We start from the raw sequence: 20,675 nt of genomic DNA, 5'->3' as shown, positions 1-20,675 counted from the left end.
GCACATTGCCTGACTTTTTTTATGCCTTATGCATCAGGCACTTTGTGGAATCCCTTGCGGAATGGCACCGAGTAAACGCTTGGTATATTCATGCTGTGGAGATTGATACAATTCATCTGAATTGGCGATTTCCACCAATTCACCATGATTCAGCACCATGATCTGATCTGAAATATATTTCACTACCGACAAATCATGTGAAATAAAGATATAGCTGAGTCCGAATTCATCCTGCAAATCTTGCAGTAAATTCAGCACCTGCGCCTGTACTGAGACATCCAGTGCCGAGACCGATTCATCGCAGATCAAAATCTCAGGCTTTAAGGTCAGGCAACGTGCGATTGCAATCCGCTGACGCTGACCACCGGAAAACTCATGCGGGTAGCGATAAAAAGCCTGAGCAGGCAAGCTGACCCGTTCCAGCAAATCCAGAGCCATTTGTTTGCGTTCGGCATCATCCTGACCAATCTTGTGAATCTGCATCGGTTCCATCAGGATTTGCCCTACGGTAAAGCGCGGATTCAGAGAAGCATAGGGATTCTGGAAAATGATCTGGATTTTACGTTGATACTGGGTAAATTCCTGTTCCGACATGTCCAGAATGTCCCGACCCTGAAACAGTGCCTTACCGCCCGTAGCCTTTTGCAGACGCATCAGCAACAAGCCAATAGTGGTTTTACCCGAACCGGACTCCCCGACCAACCCCAAGGTCTTGCCTTTAGCCAGCTGAAAAGAAACTCCTTTTACTGCTTGAAACTCATCTTTGCCAAACAGTCCTTTACGACTATAAAAAGATTTTTTCAGATCCCGTACATCCAGAATAATTTCCTCTCCGCCTTTTAGTCCACGTGAACGTTTCGGAAGCTGAGTATTCAGGCGGATATCTTCCAGCCAGGTTGAGCCATCCTGTTTCATAAAATCACTAATCATCGGCAAACGTAGCGGACGTTGCGAGAGTTGCGGGCGGCAGTGCAACAAGGCTTTGGTATACATGTCCTGAGGCCGGTCCAGCACCTCCCGAACCGGACCTTGTTCACGGATTTCCCCATGGCGCATCACAATAACCTGATCGGCAATTTCACCAACCAATGCTAAATCATGGGTAATAAACAGCATCGACATCTGGCGACGCTGACGCAGCGATTCCAGCAAGTCCAGAATCTGCTTTTGAATAGTCACATCCAGAGCGGTGGTCGGTTCATCTGCAATCAATAGTTTAGGCTCACAGGCAATGGCCATGGCAATCATGACGCGTTGCTGCTGTCCACCGGAAAGCTGCCCCGGATAGGCATCAATTTTAGTTTCTGGCGCAGGGATCCCCACTTCTTTGAGCAGCTCCAGGGTACGTTGCCGCGCCTGTTTTTTATTCATGCCCAAATGTAGTTGCAGGATTTCTGCAATCTGCATGCCTACTGTAAATACCGGATTTAGCGAAGACATCGGCTCCTGAAAAATCATGGCAATGTCTTTGCCACACATCTGGCGCATTTCACGGGTTTTAAGCTTGAGCAGGTTTTTCCCTTCAAAGATAATCTGGCTATCTTCTGAAATACGTGCGCTTTCTGCCGGAAGCAGGCCCATAGTGGCCAGGGAAGTGACCGACTTGCCACTTCCCGATTCGCCTACCAGTGCAACCGTGGTATTGGCCGGAATCTCGAAAGAAACTCCTTTTACGGTTTCAATATATTCTTTATTTTCACCTTTAAAACTGACTCGCAGATTTTCTACGCGAAGTAGCGCAGGTGCTGTGCTTGGATTGATTTCAGACATCGTTGCGCTCCTATTTCAGTTTTGGATCTAATGCATCACGGAGTGCATCGGTAAACATCGAGAATGCAGTCACCAATACCGCCATGGCGATTGAGGCTGCCGCCAGTTGCCACCATTTACCCAAAATCAACTCGCTTTGCGCTTCATTTAGCATACTGCCCCATGACACTACCCCGATAGGCACACCGAAACCAAGGAAGCTCAAAATGACTTCAGACTTGATAAATGCCACCACCAGAATAGACATCTGCACCAGGGCAATATGGCTGACATTGGGAAAAATATGGACAAACATACGACGCATATTACTCACGCCAATCGCCTTGGCAGCCAGCACATATTCACGTGCTGTATGTTTCATGTATTCGGCACGAACCAAACGGAAGACCCCGGTCCAGCCAGTCAGACCTAAAATCAGGATGATTGATAAAATACCTTTCTGCTGTAACACTGCGGCAATCGCCAAAACCAGCAACAGATAGGGAATCGAGGTAAAGATATTATAAAACCAGTTGAGGACATCATCGACCCAACCACCAAAATACCCTGCTATTGCACCCAGTGCAGTCCCAATCAGTACAGCGACAAAGGCTGCAATCAATCCAACCAGAATCGAGGTTTCAGCCCCCTTAATGGTTTTCTGTAAAACATCCTGCCCCCATTTATCTGCACCGAAGACTAGACTTTGCTTGAGTTCCCCACTTTCATCCATCAGCTGGCCGCCGAGCTCCTGATTAATGGCCTTCATGTCTTCTGCCAGCGGATCGACCACGCCATAATAATCGATGCCCGCACCAGCACCCTGCTCAGCAGCAATTTCAGCATTCAATTCAGCAATGACATCTTTTAAAGGATCAACTGGATTGACCGGTACAGCAACAGATTCTGTACCCTGTTCTGCATCAGATCCAACCGGAACTGGCGCTGCACTGATAAAACTCGGCGGTGCATAGCTGACCGCCACTTCTTTATTCCAGTCTTTGGCAATTAGGCCGCTCATTGACAGTACCAGCAGCAGCAGATAAAACAGCACCACATACAGGGAAAACATGGCAATCCGGTCACGTTTCAAACGGCGCATGGCCAGTTGCCATAATCCTGTTGAAGCCGATTCAGGTGCTGCTTCAGCCGCTTGTTCTTTTTTAAATATCGCACTCAGCATAATTCACCTACTTCAACTGTACACGCGGATCGACCCATTTATAGATCAGATCGGCAATCAGGTTGAATATCATGGTCGCAGCAGCGACATAGACCGTAATGGCTTTAATCACAGGAAAATCGGAACGTTCTACCGCAATAATGACTTCACGGCCAATTCCAGGAATACCAAAAAAACGTTCGATCAGGAAAGCACCAATCAGCAGTGCCGGAAGTCCTGCCATGACATCGGTAATAATCGGAATCGAGGCATTGCGCAAGACATGCACGCCCATGATACGGTTTTCACCCAGGCCTTTGGCACGCGCAGTACGTACATAGTCCTGATTAACTTCATCCAGTACGAAACTACGATACAGGCGTAGTGTTGGTGCAATACTTACCACCAACATAATCAGCACAGGTAACAAGGCATATTTGAAAAGATTATCGGCGAAATTATCACTCCAGCCCTGTACCGGAAACCAGCTCAATTCATAAGCCAGGAAATACTGGAACACGATGATGTATACCAGAATACTGATCGACATACCGATCGTACACAGCATCATGATCATGCGATCAGTCAAAGAACCACGAACCGAAGCCACCCCCAAAGCCAAAATGATAGAAATAATAGTTTGCAGAATGGTCAGTGGAATCAAAATGGTCAGTGAGGGCCCCAAACGGGTGGTAATAATCTGTGCCACCGACTCCCCGGTGCTCCAGCTCACTCCATAATCAAAGGTTAAAATCTGCTTGATAAAGATCCAGAGTTGTACGTAATACGGTTGATCCACACCCAGTTGCTGACGGATGTTCTCAATCTGTTCCGCATTGGCCATTTTACCGGCCAGAATATAGGCAGGGTCTCCACCTACCCAGTTAAACAGCAGGAATATCAGCAAAATCACCCCGAGCATGGTCGGGATCATTTGCCAAAGCCGTCGAATAATATATGCCAGCATCGCTTGCCTTCCTTAATTTTTTCCAGATATTTCATTAAAGAAAGCTTTGCTGTCCGGATCACGACCCAAGAAGTCTTTCACCATTTGCTCGCCATGCTTTTGTCCACCTTGAGCCAGAACCGTATTTCGATAATGCGCACCGACTTTCTTGTCCATCAGCTGATCGCCAAAGGAGGAAAGCATATCCAGGGCAATGACCTCAGACCACATATAGCTGTAGTAACCTGCCTGATAGCCGCCCATCAGATGTCCGAACTGTCCCGGGAACTGCTGACCGTTGACATAACCCAAGGCAGTTTTACCTTCCATATCCTGCCAGAGTTTTAAAGGCTCAATATTTTTTGCATCTTTACCATGCAGGGCCATATCATATTGGGCATATAAAGCCTGACGGGCGTAATGCAGGCCTCGACCATAATTCTTCACATTCTTTAAGCGCTCGGTCATGGCAGCATCCACGCGAGGACATACCGGCTCACAGTAATCCGCTACTTTTGACAAGGTTTCCAGACGGCGTGCCCACTCTTCATACATCTGTGATGGTGCTTCTACAAAGTCACGCTCTACCGAGGTACCAGACTGCTCCGTATAACGGGTTTTCGATAGAATCCCGTGCAAGGCATGCCCCATTTCATGCACAAAGGTTTCCAGTTCGTTGCTGTTCAAGCCCTTACGGTTAAAATTGGTCACCAGTACCGATACCGGATGACGCTGATTCAGGGTACTGCCGCCATAAGCTCCCCAGACAGCTGCATGCCCATATTTACCTTCACGCGGGTATTTATCGACATATAATCCGCCCAAGAATTCGCCCGTTGCTTTGTCATGTACCGCATAATATTCCACTTCATCATGCCAGGCCTTGACTTTCACCGGCTTGAACTCAATGCCATAGAGTTCCGAAGAAATAGCGAATAACCATTTTTGCGATGCTTCTGTCGGGAAATAATCCCGCAATTTTTCCTGGTCTACCTTGTATTTGGCCTGACGCAGTTTTTCACTCCAATAACCCTGATTCCAGCGTGTAATTTCTGCTTTCTCTAACGGAACTTTTAAAGTTTCAGCCTTGAACTGGCGTAATTGTTCTACATCCTGCTTTTCTAGAGGTGCAACTTTGGCATAAACCTCATCCAGAAAACCGTTCACTGCTTCAGGAGTTTTGGCCATACGGAATTCAAGCGCAGAATGAGCATAGCTTTCCTTATCAAAAAGTTGTGCCATTTCATAACGCAGATCAATGGCTTTTTTCATGAATTGCAAGTTTTGTTCGGTCCCGCGACGCGTGTAAGCGGTCTGGTAACGTTTGCGTGCTTCATCACTTTCTGCCAGCTCCATAAAAGGCTGGTATTCCGGATAATCAAAGCCGAGCAGATAATTGCCCTTTTCATTTTTCTTTAAATTTGCGATGTAACTTTCTGGCAGGCCTTTCATTTCAGCTGGAGTAAATTCAACTTTTTCAGGGTTATCCCGCACATTTTTGGAAAAGTCCTGTCCCAGTTTGGTACTTTCTTCAATAATTTCTTTCAGTCGTTTCTGTTTTTCTGCACTGAGTTGCACCCCGGTGTTCTCAAACTGCTCCAGAATATCTTCTAAAAATTTCTGATCAATCGGATCACTGGCTTTCAGTTTTTTGAACTGTCCATACAGTTTAGGATTCTGATACAGGGTGGTTTGGTATTTGCTGATTTTAAGTTCACAGTCATCGGCTGCCTGACGCAATGCAGGATCTGGATCGACATTACTGTACAGCCCTACTGCTGCACCGAAATCCCGGGCTTTGGCATGCAACTCATCCCATTCAGCCAGATAAGGCCCTGCCTTGGCTTTATTTTTAATTTTCTTATTTTCAAATATCTGGATATCTTTTTGCATGGAGGCCAGACTGGCATCACATAAAGACGGAATTTCTGCAGCCTTGAATAATGGCAGCAGCTGTACTTGGGTATCTGCCGCTACACCTTGATATCCCCCCATCATCATTAAACATAAGGTACTTAATTTTAAAGATTTTGATTTCATATTCATCTCCAGATTTTTTCTTACTTTTTCGTATTAATATCGATATACATCCATTCTGAAGACAGAATCGGATGGGACTTATGTCCAATAATTTGGGGTTGAGTCAAAGCGTTACGGTAGGTGCTATAGAGCATCAGGGTCGGCATGTTGACTTCCAGAATTCGGGTCATTTTGCGGTAGAGCAGATCACGCTCCGGTCCAGGCGGCATGCTCTGGGTTTGTTCGTATAGACGGTCGAATTCAGGATGCTTGAAACAGGCATTGTTGGTGACATTGATATTCTTGCCATAGAACAACTGCATAAAGTTGTCAGCATCCGGATAATCGGCAATCCATGCAGAACTCTTAAACATGGTTTTACATTGCTTTTCCAGCTTGATGCCTTCAGCGAATGGCATGGCCTTACTGGTCAGCTGAATATGGATACTGTCCAGGGTCTTTTTCCAGAATTCACCCTGCTGCTGGCCCCGACTGGTATTCCCAGTAATCAGTTCAATCACCAGAGGTTTACCTTCAGGCGTCTTTCGCCAGCCATCTGCACTGATCTTGTAGTTATAGCGGTCGAGCAACATGTTGGCTGCTTTGACTGAATAGGGAATACTGCTTTTATAGGACGGTGAATAGCCTGCTACTCCTGGGGGAATAGGCATGTGCAGTTTTGCTCCATCTCCCTTAAGTAATACATTGATCATGTTTTCCACAGAAAATGCCATCGCCATGGCACGACGTAAGGCAATTTTTTCTGGTGCGAAACCACCCACGACCGGGTTTTGCATATTCCAGTAATGGTAACTAATGGAGGGCTCTAAAATACGTGACAGCTTCACCCCCTGCTGGGCCAGCTCAGGCTTTAATTTATCGCCATCAAGGGCCTGCACGACGATATCGCCCTCAATTTCGAGCAGGTCCAGTTCATTTTTCTTAAATGCCAGCATCCGTGATTGCGCTTCTTCAATAATACGCACATCAATAGTGCCGATTTGAGGCATTTTTTTGCCCTGCATCGCACTGACAATCGCCTGGTCTTCTGCACTATTGGCTTTATAATTCCATACAAAACCACGGTAAGCCGGATTCGGCTTTAAGATAATGCGTGATCCCGGTGTCCAGCGGCTAAGCACATAAGGTCCTGTACCGACCGGTTTACTCATCACCCAGCCAGCTTTGTCTTTGTACTTTTCAATGACTTCGCGGGCGACTGCAGCAGCCGGGCCGTGTGCCAGCAACATCGGAAAGTTCTGATCTGGATTATTCAGCTTGAGTACCAGCGTATAGCGGTCTGGAGTCTGAATGCCTTCAAATGGATTTTCATAGACTTTGCCATTTTTTTTGGCCATGGCTGTCCATGCTTCCAGCCCTTTGATCCGACCATCCAGCAACCAGCTATTTGGTGAATTAAGCTTTGGATCTAAGAGACGCTTTAGAGAATAAGCATAGTCATAGGCAGTCAGTTCACGTTTTTTACCGCCAAAGACCGGATCATCCGCAAAGTAAATGCCCTTTTTAACTTTAATCGTATAAGTCAAACCATCTGCACTGACCTGAGGCATATCTACCGCAGTCAATGGCACCAGTTTCGCTGGGGAAGCCAGATAATCATAGGTATATAAGGTTTCGAAAATCGCCGAGTTAATCTTGGCCGAATAACGGTCATGGATATAACCGGGGTCGAAACCGGTTTCAGCCGCGGGAAAGACCGTTTTTAAGACTTTATTTGGATTGGCGGGATTGGCAGCCCATGTGGGTGCAGCACCGGCCATCATTAAACTGGCCATTAAGACACCACTGGCCAGCTTTTTTAAAGCGTTTGTATTCACATTCATACTGGTTCTTAATCTTCTCAAGTTATTTTTTAACAGGTTCAATATCCAGATATTGCCAAACTGCTCTAGTCACCGGATGTGCCTTAAAGCCCTGTACCTGTGGGTGAATCAGCCAGTTACGTACCCGGGTATTGTGCAGAATCCATGGATTATCGGCCTCCATCTGGCGGTTCATCTGCTCATAATATGGAGTGCGTTGCTGAGGCGGCAGTTTCATCGCAGTTTGATACAGCGCGTCATAGGCTTTAGAGGTATAGCAGCTCAGGTTACCTTGCTGGGCATTTGGGCCATACAGCAACTGGGCAAAGTTTTCCCCTTCCGGATAATCTGCAATCCAGGCGCCACCCCACATCATATGTTTGCATTGAGTGGCTTCTTTTAAATTGTCGGCAAAGTTACTGACTTTAAATTCAACTTTTACCCCGATTGCATCCAGGTTCTTTTTCCATAGCTCCGCAGAAATAACGGAAGAGCTTGAGCTAGTCGAGTTCATTTTCAGAACCAATGGTTTGCCATCAGGCAAGGTGCGGTAACCGTCGACTCCTTTCTTGTAGCCAAAACGATCGAGCAGTTTATTGGCCAGTAATGGGTTATAAGTAATACTGCTTTTATACGTCGGGTCATGTCCACCCACGCCCTCTGGCAAAATCATTTCAGCTTTATCGGCATGACCTTTGTACAACTGCTGGATGGCTTCTTTCTGGTTATAGGACAAGGCGAGAGCACGACGTAAGGCAATTTTTTCCAGTGAATTTCCACCAATTAACGGATCACGCATATTCATGATGGTATAGGTAATTTCCGGTTCTTTATTCGGATAATGCAGGATGCCTTTTTTCTTGTATTCGCTTTTCAGCTGCTTATTTTCCAGTGCCTGTTCGGCGCCGCTCGCAGTGAGTTTGTCATAGTCCAGTTGTCCAGACTTTAAAGCCAGCCAGCGAGACTGTTCCTCTTCAATAATACTGATTTTGACCTTGCCAATTTGCGGCATCTGCTTGCCTTGCATGGCTTTGACAATACGTTGATCCCATTCGGAACCATCGCCCTTAAAGTTCCAGACAAAACCGCGATAATTCGGGTTGGCAGTCAGTTCAATACGGCTACGCGGCACATATTTGTGTAACTGATACGCCCCTGTTCCAACCGGATGCTGACCTGCCCGATGACCATAATGTTCGATCGCTTCCCGTGCGGTACCACTAAAAGCAACATAGGCCAGAATGTAAGGAAAATTCAGGTCTGAACGGGTCAAGGTAATTTGTAAGGTATATTTATCTAGAGCTTTTAAACCGGCAATCGGAGCATCATAGTTAAATTTACCCGTTTTTTTGGCCTGCTGAATGACTTGATCTGCGCCAAGAATTTTGCCTTCAATAAAGGAAAAAGAAGGTGAATGATTTTTTGGATCCATCACCCTTTGCATGGAATAAATATAATCCCGGGCGACCAGTTCACGCTTCTTGCCCTGAAAGGCCGGATCCGGACTGAAATAAATTCCTGGCTTGATTTTAAAAGTATAAACTTTGCCATCCTGTTCAACCACGGGTAAAGACTCGGCGGTATTTGGGGCCAAAATTGCAGGCCGGGCCAGATAGTCATAACGCAACAAAGGCTCAAAAATGGCCTCAGCCACGCTACCACTATAAAAATTATAGGTTTTGACCATATCAAAACCATCATCAGGCGCTTCGAAAGCCAAGTTTAAAACTTTATCCGGATGTGCAGATGATTTTGCCCAGGAGGTTTGCCCCGTAGTCATGGCCAAGGCCAAAATTGTCATACTGAAAAATGATGATTTCAAATTTGTACCTATTCTTGATCTTGAAGTTTTAATTGCTATAGGAAGTCTTTAACACATCATCCCATATTTGCTTCAATGGATGGGTCAAAGCTGGACAGATGGAATAAACTGAACAAAGCGAATTTCATGCCATCCTCAAAAAATAACGTTTTTTTCCTGTTATTAACTCAAAAAAGCTTATTTTTATTAATCATTTAAAACATTATCAATAACATAATATTTTCCATGAATCATTAATTAAATTTTTATCCTCAAAATTCTTACTGAAGTTCATTTCGCACAAAAATAACTCAACCCTGTTTCATCTTATTGCACTATTGTATACCTTTAGGTAAACAATAAATAAACACAAGTACTTGTATTATAAATAATTTATTTTAAAAAAATATTGTATATTTTATGTAAAAATTATGCACCATGATTAAACTTTATTCAATTTCTCTTTCAGTTTTAGATTCCTTTCTTATTCATTAAATATTTATTTTTTACTTTCTCATGGTTTCCTATAGAGACTTTCTTCAGATTTTAAACCCTACTCTCTTAATATTTCTTCATCAGAATTTAGTAAATCTCTAAAAAAACCAAATTAAATATAATTTTTTCAATCACTTAATGTTTTTTAAAGTTAATAATTTATAAGTTGGCATTCGCTTTGCTTAAGTCTTCCCAGCACTACTTCACATAACAAAAGGGTGAAAATTACGATGAAAAAAAACAAATTGGTCGGATCTATGGGGGCTCCAACAGTTGGCAAGACAATACTCAAGTTAAGTACGCTTACCTTAAGTATGATGTGCTTGTCTTTGGCACATGCAGCCGATGAACCAGAAAACTCTGCCGCTCAACCTACCAAGGTTCAAAAAGTGACAGTGACAGGTTCATCTATTAAAGGAGTAGCTGCACAAAGTGCATCTCCTATTACTGTGCTTAAAGTCGAAGATCTGGTGAATCAGGGGGTCACCACGGTTGAAGAAGCCATTAATAAAGTAAGTGCTAACCAAGCTGGTTTTGCTGTTTCTCAAAATATTGGTAAAAGTAATACTTCAGGTTCTTCTGCCAACCTGCGTGGGATTGGTACTGATAAGACCTTAGTTTTATTAAATGGGCGTCGTTTGGCTAACAGCCCATTTAGTACTTCTGAAGTTAACCTGAATATTATTCCGCTCGCGATGGTTGAGCGAATCGAGATTCTGCGTGATGGTGCTTCTGCAGTATATGGTGCAGATGCAATTGCCGGCGTAATTAACTTTATTATCAAAAAGGAATACCAAGGTTTCGGTATTTCTGGTGGACTGCAAGCACCTGAAGAAAAGAATGGCGACAAATATGATGTCTCTATTTTCGGTGGTTATGGTGATCTGGATGAACAAGGTTTCAACGTTTACGGTGTAGTAGATTATCGTACTTCTGACATGATCATGGCCAAAGATCGTAAAGTCAGCCGTCGTGGTGGTTTAATTCCAGAGTTGAACATGGCGATCGGTTCAAGTGCCGGCTTCCCTGCCAACCTTTTAGATTCAGGTGTAGGTGTAGTTAACCCTTATATCAATCAAAACTGTAATAATGCACCAAATATGTTTGTATCTGGTACACGTTGCCTGTTAAACACTCAAGCACTCATTGGTATTACTCCAGAAGAAGAAACTTTTTCAGCTCTAGGTAAAGGTACCTTCAAATTAACCGATTCATTAAATGCGGTTGCTGAATATATTTATACTGAAAGTAAAGTAAAAACCTCGATAGCACCTGATGTATGGGGAGGTAGTCTTTCTATTCCAAATACCAGCAAATATTATCCAGGCAACGGCATTACACCAGACATCGCTGGTCTGGTAGATCCAAGAGCAGCACTTTATTTACGTTCACAATCAGGTAACCGTGTTTCTCAATCAGAAAATGAATCAAACCGCTTTTTTGCAGGGATTGAAGGTGAAGTCTACGGTTGGGATGTAAATGGTGGCGTTACTTATGCCAAAAGTGAAGCAACTGATAATTTCGTCAGTGGTTACCTGAATCAAAGTTTGGTTCAAGCCGCACTTAATGATGGCACCTTAAACCCATTTGGTCCTCAGGCCGCTGCAGATGCTGGGAAATGGTCTACTTTTGATGTGGCAGGCCCAACAAATATGGCAAGTCTGGATTCTACCACTATAGATTTCACCGTCAGCCGTCCAATCTATGAACTACCTGCAGGTGAAGTTGGATTTGCCTTGGGTGGTAGCTACACCACTCAGGACTGGGAAGCCAAGGTGAATGCCGATCTTGTTCGCCAGGTTCCAGGTTCTGGTATTGATCCAAATAAACCGTCAAGTTCAGGTGACCGTGATATTACTGCGGTGTTTACTGAATTACATGTACCGATCTTGCCGACTCTAGAAGCTCAACTTGCGGCACGTTATGATGACTATAGTGACTTTGGTGATACTTTCAATCCAAAAGTATCCCTACGTTGGGAACCGGTTAAAGAGTTAATGTTCCGTAGTTCTTATAGTACTGGATTCCGTGCCCCAAGTATGTGGGAAATCAACTCTTTACAAAGTGAAACCAATACTAGCACTAACTTCAATAACCCACGTTTTTGTGATGCTAACGGTCAACCGACCAGCACCCAATTTGCAGACCAATGTGGTATGCAGTTCAAGCGTAAACAAGGTGGTAACCCAGACTTACAGCCAGAAGAATCAACCTCTTTTACAGCCGGATTCGTATATGAACCAATCAAGAATCTGGTATTCACCGCTGATTACTACAATATTGACATTGAAGGTTTAGTCAGCTCAGTTACTCCTAATGACATTTTTAATGACCTTGATCGCTATGGCAATCTGATCGTTTACGCTCCAGATGGTCGTATCCAATATTTAAATACAACTCTACAAAATATGGGTGGATTAAAAACTGAAGGGATTGACCTCAGCCTGAACTACTTAAGCCCAATGACAGCAACAGGCCGTTTTGGTTTTGGGATTGATGGTACCTATGTCATCAAAATGGATGAGCAAGAAGAACCAAACGGTGAATGGGAAGGGCTCGTCGGCATCTATGATGATCCTGCAGTCGTCCGCTGGAGACATGTTGCCAATATCAACTGGTCTTATGAAGACTGGAAAATGAGACTAGAACAACAATATATCCGTGGTTATGAAGACTTTTCTCAAGAACGTGATGTAAGTGCCTATACGCTTTATAACTTTGCAGGCACCTATAGCGGATTCAAGAATTTAGAGCTAACTGCAGGTATTCGCAACATGTTTGATGCAGAACCACCTGCTTCTGATGCAACCAACAATGCTCAATATGGCTATGACCCTCGTCACGGTGATCCAATGGGCCGTACCTACTTCCTACGTGGTACTTATAAATTCTTTTAATTAATTACTTCGCAAACACTGCTGCCAAGCGGTGTTTGCGGTTTTTCCCGTTTAATTTTAGCCAAACAAAAAATAATGCTGCCTGTAACTAAAAAAATTTTCTCATCAGTGCACTATTTCCTGTTTGTCTTAAATTCTAGGAGTCATGATGGGCACAAAGTTTGAAGACTTAGAAAAAAACTCCGCCAAAAAACTGACTGGTATTGGGGTCGTTGTTTTTTTGCATATCCTGGTTGGCCTGGTACTCATGGCTGGTATGGCAAAAGACATTATTAAACCAACGGAACAGCCAGTTGAGCTAATGATTATTCAAGATATTAAGCCGCCTGAACCTGAGCCACCAAAAGAAACACCACCTGAACCACCAAAAATCGTGGAAAAAGTAGCACAAGTGCCTGAGGTGAAACCGGTTGAAAAAGTCGTTCCTGTACAGAAAACACTTCCAACACCAACCCAACCGACAACTGTTGCAGTACCTACTCCCGTTGCAGCGAGTCCTTCACCAAGTCCGGTAGCAGCACCGGCTCCAGTAGTCGCAGCCGCTCCAGCCCCAGCTCCTCCACCCGCTGGCGTAACTCGTGGTGTTTCACAAGGTGAAGCAGGTTGTAAACGCCCAGACTATCCACGTGATGCACTGATGAATGAAGAACAAGGTGAAGTCTTGATCTCTGTATATGTAAATACCACCGGCAAGGTCCAGGATGCCAAAGTGAAAAAGTCGAGCGGTAGTCGTGCGCTGGATCGTGCAGCATCCAAGGCCTTCAGCTTATGTACTTTCAAGCCGGCAATGAAAAATGGCGAACCGCAAGAATCTTGGTATGACATTCCATATGAATTTGTCCTTGACTAACAGATACAACAGATAAAGAAAAAAATCAGGAGATCCATGATGAAAAAATCACTAAAACCTTTAAAAAATATGACTGCTGCTGGTGTAATTGCCATGAGCACTTTATTACCTCTACAAGCAGTTTTTGCAGAACAGTCCGCTACACCAAATACCAGTGCTGTTACTGAAACAGCGGTAACAACACCTGCAACAGCGGCTACACGGACCCCACCGCCATTACCAGCTGAAGCTAAGGATGAAAAGGCTGGATATAATCCTTATGGCCTAGAAGCCATGTGGAAAGAAGGTGATATTGTTTCGAAAGTTACCTTGTTCATTCTATTGATTATGTCGATTGGTACCTGGTACATCATGATCAGCAAATGCATGCAACAAGGCAAGATTCGCAAGCAAGCCAAGGAAGCTGAACACCAGTTCTGGGAATCGTCTTCTCTGGATAACGCAGCCCAAAACCTTAATGAAGCCAGCGTTTACCGTTTTATTGCAGAAAAAGGGATTAAGTCAACCCAAAATCATGGCGGCACATTACTTGAGCGTATTGATTTCAATACCTGGGTCACCATCTCAATTTCCCGTGCGATCGACAAAATTCAGAACCATCTGAGTGGTGGCCTGGCCTTCCTTGCGACAGTCGGGTCTACCGCACCTTTCGTTGGACTTTTCGGAACCGTTTGGGGGATTTACCATGCATTGACTGCCATTGGTGTTTCAGGGCAAGCATCCATTGATAAAGTTGCCGGCCCGGTTGGTGAAGCACTGATCATGACTGCAATCGGTCTTGCGGTCGCAGTTCCTGCGGTACTCGGCTACAACTGGTTGACTCGCCGTAATAAAGCGGTCATGGAAGAAGTACGTACCTTTGGTTCTGATTTACACGCAGTATTACTCAGCGGCGAAATTACGACCAATAATCCTGTCAATCGTGACGTGAAGTAAGAGTGAGGCATCAGCCATGGGAATGATGGTCAATTCAAACGACAGCGATGATGAGGTAATTGGAACCATTAATACCACACCTTTGGTTGATATTATGCTGGTTCTGCTCATTATTTTCCTGATTACTGTACCGGTTGCCATTCATACCGTACCTGTCGATCTGCCAGAAGAAAGAAATGTACCGTATGAAACCAAGCCAGAAAATGTTCAGCTGGCTGTCAATAAAACTGGCGATATTTTCTGGAACGAAATCTATATCGCAGATAAAACAGTTTTACTGAGCCGTTTACAGGCAGAAGCCCAGAAACGTCCGCAGCCTGAAGTGCATATTCGTGGTGATCAGTTAACACCTTATGAGGCAATTGATCAGGTGATTAGTACCACCCAGCAAGCGGGTATTGGCAAAATTGCTTTTGTCACCACTCCGCCCGCTACACCTTAAGCACAAAGAGGGATTAAGTTTATGGGTATGAATGTTGGTTCAAATCAAGATGATGATGTGATGCTAGATGTCAACATGACACCACTGATTGATGTCATGCTGGTCTTGCTGATTATGTTTATTATCACAATTCCTTTGCCGAATAACTCGATTAATATCGATCTACCGAATGGAACGCCTCCTGTAACCGATGAAAAACCGCCTGAGCTGGTGGAATTACGTCTGGATGCACAAGGTAAGATTTTCTGGAATGAACAGCCGGTAGAAAATACCCAAGCTCTGGAAAACTTATTCAAGACAGTAGCGCAAAAAACGGATCAGGATCAGATTAAAATCAAGGCGGATCGTGCCACTGAATACAAGCATATTGCGATGGTTATGGCGGCGGCTCAACGGCTGGAAGTCAAAAAAATTGGTATTATGAGTAACAACAACTAAGCATTTTCAATGCTATAAAAAACCCAGCATGTGCTGGGTTTTTTTATTCATTCGGTTTTACATCTGTGACTGAATATAATTTTGCAAACCAATCAGTTCGATTAAACGCAATTGTTTTTCTAACCAGTAAGTATGGTCTTCTTCGGTATCCGACATTTGCTGGCGTAACATATCACGGCTGATATAGTCACCTTTTTCTTCGCATAACTTGATGCCCTGCGCCAGTTTTTCCCGCACATGATATTCAAGTTTTAGATCGGCTTTCAGGCAGCTCACCACATCGTCGCCAATCTCAACGTCATCGCGCTGCATGTTTGGCGTTCCTTCAAGGAACAAGACACGACGGATAATCGCATCCGCATGCTGGGACTCTTCCTGCATTTCGTGATCGATACGTTCAAAGATTTTGGTTAAGCCCCAATCTTCATACATACGAGAGTGAATCAAGTATTGGTCACGAGCAGCCAGTTCGCCACCGATCAACATATTTAAATAATCTACGACTTCTGGATTTCCGCGCATTTGAATAACTCCCTACCTATATTTTGCTATTATGGCGAAAAGCAATTAAATTTGCAAAGCTTAACCATGGTTAAATATTTGATTTTTATATAATTAAAATGAGAAGTACTTGCATTTACACTTCGTTCTTAATGAAATCCCATTTATAAAACAACACTTTGCATTTTCATTACGCTTGGCAATAACGTAAAACTGGCAAATAAACACATGCGTTAAAATTTGTAAATCTTAATTTTGACCAGACAGATTCATTCTTTTTGTATAAACATCACTGCATTGGCGTACTTCATGCTTAAATTTCGCTTATCATTCACACAAATTTAAAACAACAACGGTTCCGATATGACACATCCACAAACAACAGCGCCGGTTCTGGTTACCGGTGCATCGGGTTATATTGCCAGCTGGGTCATCCAGAAATTACTCACGCAAGGCTATACCGTACATGCCACGGTGCGCGACCTGAATAAAAGTAAGAGCTTTGCCCATTTAGAAAAAATTGCCGACAGCACTCCGGGAACTCTCAAGTTATTTCAGGCCAATTTATTAAGCCCGGGTTCTTTTGATCAGGCGATGCAAGGCTGTGAAATTGTCTTTCATATGGCCTCACCTTTTGTGGTCACCAACTATAAAGATGCAGTCAAAGATATTATCGAACCTGCGGTATTAGGCACTGAAAATGTACTGAATAGTGTCAATCAGACTGAATCAGTGAAACGCGTAATCGTCACATCGAGTATCGCATCCACTTATGGCGATGCCATTGATATTCTACAAACTGAGAATAACAGTTTTGATGAATCATGCTGGAATACCACCAGTTCGGCCACGCATCAGCCTTATCCTTATTCCAAAGTCATGGCAGAGCGTAAAGCCTGGGAAATGGCTGAAGCACAGGATCGCTGGGATCTGGTCTGTATCAATCCTGCACTGGTTTTTGGTCAATCCTTAACCCCAAATACCCAATCCGGCAGTGTGGAAGTCCTGCAACAGTTTGCCAACGGCATGACCCTGCTTGGCGTTCCACCGATGTGGAATGGCGTGGTCGATGTTCAGGATGTCGCTGAAGCGCATATCCGTGCTGCGTTTAATCCGCAAGCGCATGGCCGTTATATCATTTGCAGTGAAAGCTTGAGCCTGCTGGAAATGGGCCAAATTCTGCGGGCGCATTTTGGTAATAAATTTCCGTTCCCACGCAATCAATTGCCGAAGGCAGCTTTCAAACTGTTCGGGCCTGTAGCAGGTTTTAGCCGCAAATTTGTAGAGCTAAATATGGGTTATCCAATTTTCTTTAATGCCCAGAAAAGTAAAAATGAGCTCGGCATTGAGTATCGTCCGGTGAAAGAAAGTCTGGTTGAACATTTCCAGCAGCTACTCGATGATGGTGTTGTGAAAAAATATATTCCTTAATCTTTTTATGCAAAAAGCCACCTGAAGGTGGCTTTTTTAACTCTTATTCTTTCATGAAATGTGCAGAGATTTAGGCTTCAAGCTGACCATAGTCTTGCATCAAGCCAATAAACTGTTGTTCATTGATCACTGGAATACCAAGTTTTTCTGCTTTATCCAGTTTTGAGCCAGCTTTTTCACCCGCAACCACACATTTGGTTTTGCTGGATACACTGCCACTGACTCGTGCACCTAAGGCTTGCAATAACTGGGTTGCATCATCTCGTCCCATACTGCTTAAAGTCCCGGTGACCACCCAGCTTTCGCCGTTTAACGGCTGACGAGTCGGTGCGATCGGTGCATCCCAGTGAATACCGGCAGCCAGTAAACGATCCAGAACTTCCAGATTATGCGGTGCCTGAAAGAAATCCAGAATCCATTCCGCAGTGATATCACCTACATCCGGAGTTTTCTTTAAAGCCTCCAGATCGGCCTGACGCAAGGCATCCAGCGTCTGGAAAGTATTGGCCAGCATCCGCGCCGTAGTTTCACCCACCCCACGAATACCGAGTGCATAGATAAAAGCAGCCAGTGTGGTTTTTTTACTGTTTTCAATGGCATCCAAAAGATTCTGAACCGATTTGGCGCCCATCTTTTCAATACCGAGCAAAGTCTCACGATGTTCATGCAGATGGTAAATATCTGAGACATCGTTAAGTAGATTCAGATGCAGCAACGATTCTGCCCAACGGTCACCCAAGCCTTCAATATCCATGGCTTTACGTGAGACAAAGTGACGAATGGCTTCAATACGCTGCGCGGCACAATATAGTCCGCCCGAACAGCGTGCCAAGGCTTCGCCTTCCGGCATGACCACGGGTGAATCACAGACTGGACATTGTTCAGGTAAATGCACTTCAACTGCATCAACCGGGCGAAATTCCGGCCAGACTTTTTCCACCTTAGGAATTACATCGCCACTACGATAAACACTGACGGTATCACCAATACGTACATCCAGACGGTGAATTTCGCCAATATTATGCAGCGTCACATTGGAAACTGTTACTCCACCGACAGCAACTGGATTTAAACGCGCAACCGGCGTCAATGTTCCAGTACGACCCACTTGCCAGTTAATATTTTCTACTGTGGTCAGTGCTGCAACTGCCGGAAATTTATAGGCGGTGGCCCAACGCGGTTCACGGCTCAGGAAACCAAGCTGTTGCTGCTGTTTCAGGTCATTGACCTTGATCACCATACCATCGATTTCGACACTGAGACTGGCACGCTCATCAATGATCTGTTCGTAGACCTTTTGCACGTCCTGAATATTGTCACAGATAAAGTGACGCTCGCCAACCGCAAAACCGAACTGATGTAACCATTCCAGACTGGCGGACATAGTGGTTTGTCCATGATGCGGCACGCACTGAGCAATCCCATAAGCATAAAAAGCCAATGGCCGCGAGGCAGCAATATTCGGGTCCAGCTGACGCAAACTTCCTGCCGCAGCATTACGCGGATTAGCAAAGGTCTTTTCACCTTTGGCGGCATTGGCAGCATTCAATTTTTCAAAACCGGATTTCGGCATCAACACTTCGCCGCGGACTTCCAACAAATCGGGAATGATGCCATTCACCGGAGATAAAAGTTTCGGCAGGTTGCGAATGGTTCTGACATTCTGGGTGATGTCTTCACCGGTTTCCCCATCGCCGCGTGTCACCCCACGCGTCAATACGCCATGCTCATACCAGAGTGAAATGGCCAGACCATCAAATTTCAGTTCCACATCATATTCAATTTTTTGATTTGGCAAACGTTCTTCAATACGGCGGGCAAAAGCCAGCAGATCTTCCTGATTAAAGACATTGCCTAATGACAGCATCGGCACGGCGTGTGTTACGGTCACAAATTTTGAAAGCGCCTGCCCACCCACTTTATCTGTCGGGCTATCGGACTGGATCAGGTCAGGATATTGTTGTTCTAAGGCTTTGAGCTGATGAAAGAGCTGATCATATTCACTGTCTTCAATGCTCGGTTGATCCATCACATAATAAGCATGGTTATGCTTGGCAAGCAGTTGAATCAGTTGACGCATTTGCGCAATGACAGTGGCATCTTGGGTCATAATTTCACCATAAAAAAGGGCGGAAAATCCGCCCTGTAGAATATTCAGCTTTTGGCTATTATAAAAATTGCAGTCTACAGATTCAACTTGGAGATTGAACAAAGCAGCCTTAAACTTCCGTACCTTGTCCAGCACGATAATCAATAGCCTGATGGCGCCAGAATTCACGTAATTGTGGAGTAAATTCCTGCTGGTTCTGATCATAGACCAGACCATCGACTTCACGGGCAATCAAACGTGAAATACTATCCATGGTATCAAACGCATTTTGTACATCGCTATGCGGTAAAGCCAGGAAGAATGCCAGACCTTTCACTTCCTGAGTCGACAGGGTTTCCAGATCAAAGCCTTCCATTCCGGTATCGGTCATTTGCAATACCGAAAACAGCAGTTTTGAACCATCTTCACTATAACGGTGGAAACAGGCCAATTCACCATAACGCAGGCCATATTTCAATAAAACCTTCAAGGTTTTATCACCCGAAAGTACACGGCCTTGTGGATAGATATGCAAAGAAATAATAGTTTCAGCATTGGACAAAGCACTTTCTTCATCCACTATTTTTTGCTCATGCAGATGTGCATCCAGAATACTGCTTTCATCATTAAATTCAGAAATTTCTGCTTTTTCGATGTTTCTGTTCAGGCTGAATTCAGGCATTTCTTCCTTGGTTTCAGTCTGGCTATTCTTATGTTCTGCTTCTACCTGTTGAACATCCGCTGCTGTTGCTACCGACTTTGCCACTCCTTCAGCTTCTGTTGACGGGGCAGCTACAGGAGTTTCGACTGCTTTTGGCTCAACCGGAGTTGATTCAGCCTTGCGAAAGGCGGAAGGCTTTTCAGGAGCCGGTTCATCTATACCCAAGCTTGGCTCGATACGATCAGATTCGACATCCTGTTGTGCCAACTGAGAACGTACATGCCTTGGAATGATCGGGGTCTGGCTATCCGGGTCGATATGCAGGTTGGCATCCAGTGAAGGTACAGCCTCTACAGGTTTTTTGAACAGCATTCTTATACCAAACAGCATAATCACAATTGCGATCACAATCCCGATAATGGTGGTGATTTCCAT

At 44.5% G+C, this 20,675-nt stretch carries 15 protein-coding genes; 6 read left to right on the top strand and 9 right to left on the bottom strand.

All coding sequences use genetic code 11. The annotated features are described in order from the left end of the window. Positions 1 to 33: 33 nt before the first annotated feature. The 6 genes from AC1IR0_RS11280 to AC1IR0_RS11255 are packed head-to-tail and all read right to left on the bottom strand — an operon-like array spanning position 34 to position 9,500. A complete protein-coding gene (locus AC1IR0_RS11280) occupies positions 34 to 1,770 on the bottom strand; it encodes an ABC transporter ATP-binding protein (RefSeq protein ID WP_409654629.1) in 1,737 nt (578 codons plus the stop codon). A 10-nt stretch (positions 1,771 to 1,780) separates the two neighbouring features. Further along, positions 1,781 to 2,932, bottom strand: a complete 1,152-nt coding sequence (locus AC1IR0_RS11275) for an ABC transporter permease (RefSeq protein WP_409654632.1) — start codon at positions 2,930 to 2,932, stop codon at positions 1,781 to 1,783. A 7-nt stretch (positions 2,933 to 2,939) separates the two neighbouring features. Continuing rightward, a complete protein-coding gene (locus AC1IR0_RS11270) occupies positions 2,940 to 3,878 on the bottom strand; it encodes an ABC transporter permease (protein WP_004279216.1) in 939 nt (312 codons plus the stop codon). A gap of 12 nt (positions 3,879 to 3,890) precedes the next feature. Beyond that, complete coding sequence (locus AC1IR0_RS11265; protein ID WP_409654635.1) at positions 3,891 to 5,897, bottom strand: M3 family metallopeptidase; 2,007 nt, start codon at positions 5,895 to 5,897, stop codon at positions 3,891 to 3,893. Positions 5,898 to 5,917: 20 nt separating this feature from the next. Beyond that, positions 5,918 to 7,720, bottom strand: coding sequence for an ABC transporter substrate-binding protein (locus tag AC1IR0_RS11260; protein WP_409654638.1), 1,803 nt, complete (start codon positions 7,718 to 7,720; stop codon positions 5,918 to 5,920). Positions 7,721 to 7,742: 22 nt separating this feature from the next. Beyond that, positions 7,743 to 9,500, bottom strand: coding sequence for an ABC transporter substrate-binding protein (locus AC1IR0_RS11255; protein WP_409654641.1), 1,758 nt, complete (start codon positions 9,498 to 9,500; stop codon positions 7,743 to 7,745). 725 nt (positions 9,501 to 10,225) lie between these two features. Between AC1IR0_RS11255 and AC1IR0_RS11250 the strand changes: the two genes are divergently transcribed. From AC1IR0_RS11250 to AC1IR0_RS11230, 5 genes are all read left to right on the top strand, one after another. Further along, positions 10,226 to 12,892 carry a TonB-dependent receptor gene (locus tag AC1IR0_RS11250; RefSeq protein WP_479741396.1) on the top strand — a complete coding sequence of 889 codons (2,667 nt, stop codon included), beginning with the start codon at positions 10,226 to 10,228 and terminating at the stop codon, positions 12,890 to 12,892. A 148-nt stretch (positions 12,893 to 13,040) separates the two neighbouring features. Beyond that, entirely contained in the window at positions 13,041 to 13,742 is a 702-nt protein-coding gene (locus tag AC1IR0_RS11245) for an energy transducer TonB (RefSeq protein WP_004646084.1), read from the top strand. A gap of 36 nt (positions 13,743 to 13,778) precedes the next feature. After that, entirely contained in the window at positions 13,779 to 14,678 is a 900-nt protein-coding gene (locus AC1IR0_RS11240; protein WP_409654649.1) for a MotA/TolQ/ExbB proton channel family protein, read from the top strand. Between the two features lie 16 nt (positions 14,679 to 14,694). Then, positions 14,695 to 15,120, top strand: a complete 426-nt coding sequence (locus AC1IR0_RS11235) for an ExbD/TolR family protein (RefSeq protein ID WP_004279209.1) — start codon at positions 14,695 to 14,697, stop codon at positions 15,118 to 15,120. Positions 15,121 to 15,141: 21 nt separating this feature from the next. After that, positions 15,142 to 15,558 carry an ExbD/TolR family protein gene (locus tag AC1IR0_RS11230; RefSeq protein WP_409654652.1) on the top strand — a complete coding sequence of 139 codons (417 nt, stop codon included), beginning with the start codon at positions 15,142 to 15,144 and terminating at the stop codon, positions 15,556 to 15,558. A 57-nt stretch (positions 15,559 to 15,615) separates the two neighbouring features. Here AC1IR0_RS11230 and ftn read toward each other — a convergent pair whose 3' ends face one another. Next, the gene (gene ftn, locus AC1IR0_RS11225; protein ID WP_004646080.1) at positions 15,616 to 16,080 is read right to left on the bottom strand and encodes a heteropolymeric bacterioferritin subunit Ftn; all 465 of its coding nucleotides are present in this window, start codon (positions 16,078 to 16,080) and stop codon (positions 15,616 to 15,618) included. A gap of 342 nt (positions 16,081 to 16,422) precedes the next feature. Between ftn and AC1IR0_RS11220 the strand changes: the two genes are divergently transcribed. Then, positions 16,423 to 17,490 (top strand): SDR family oxidoreductase, encoded by a 1,068-nt coding sequence (locus AC1IR0_RS11220; protein ID WP_005251071.1) that lies wholly within the window; start codon positions 16,423 to 16,425, stop codon positions 17,488 to 17,490. Positions 17,491 to 17,560: 70 nt separating this feature from the next. On the opposite strand, the gene ligA is transcribed toward AC1IR0_RS11220, so the two are convergent. Continuing rightward, positions 17,561 to 19,600, bottom strand: a complete 2,040-nt coding sequence (gene ligA, locus AC1IR0_RS11215; RefSeq protein WP_409654657.1) for an NAD-dependent DNA ligase LigA — start codon at positions 19,598 to 19,600, stop codon at positions 17,561 to 17,563. 109 nt (positions 19,601 to 19,709) lie between these two features. Then, the gene (locus AC1IR0_RS11210) at positions 19,710 to 20,675 is read right to left on the bottom strand and encodes a cell division protein ZipA C-terminal FtsZ-binding domain-containing protein (RefSeq protein ID WP_004279204.1); all 966 of its coding nucleotides are present in this window, start codon (positions 20,673 to 20,675) and stop codon (positions 19,710 to 19,712) included.

The organism is Acinetobacter sp. 129952, from assembly GCF_056642055.1.
The sequence above is the reverse complement of the archived record's forward strand: the minus strand, read 5'-3'. Positions and strand labels throughout refer to the sequence as shown.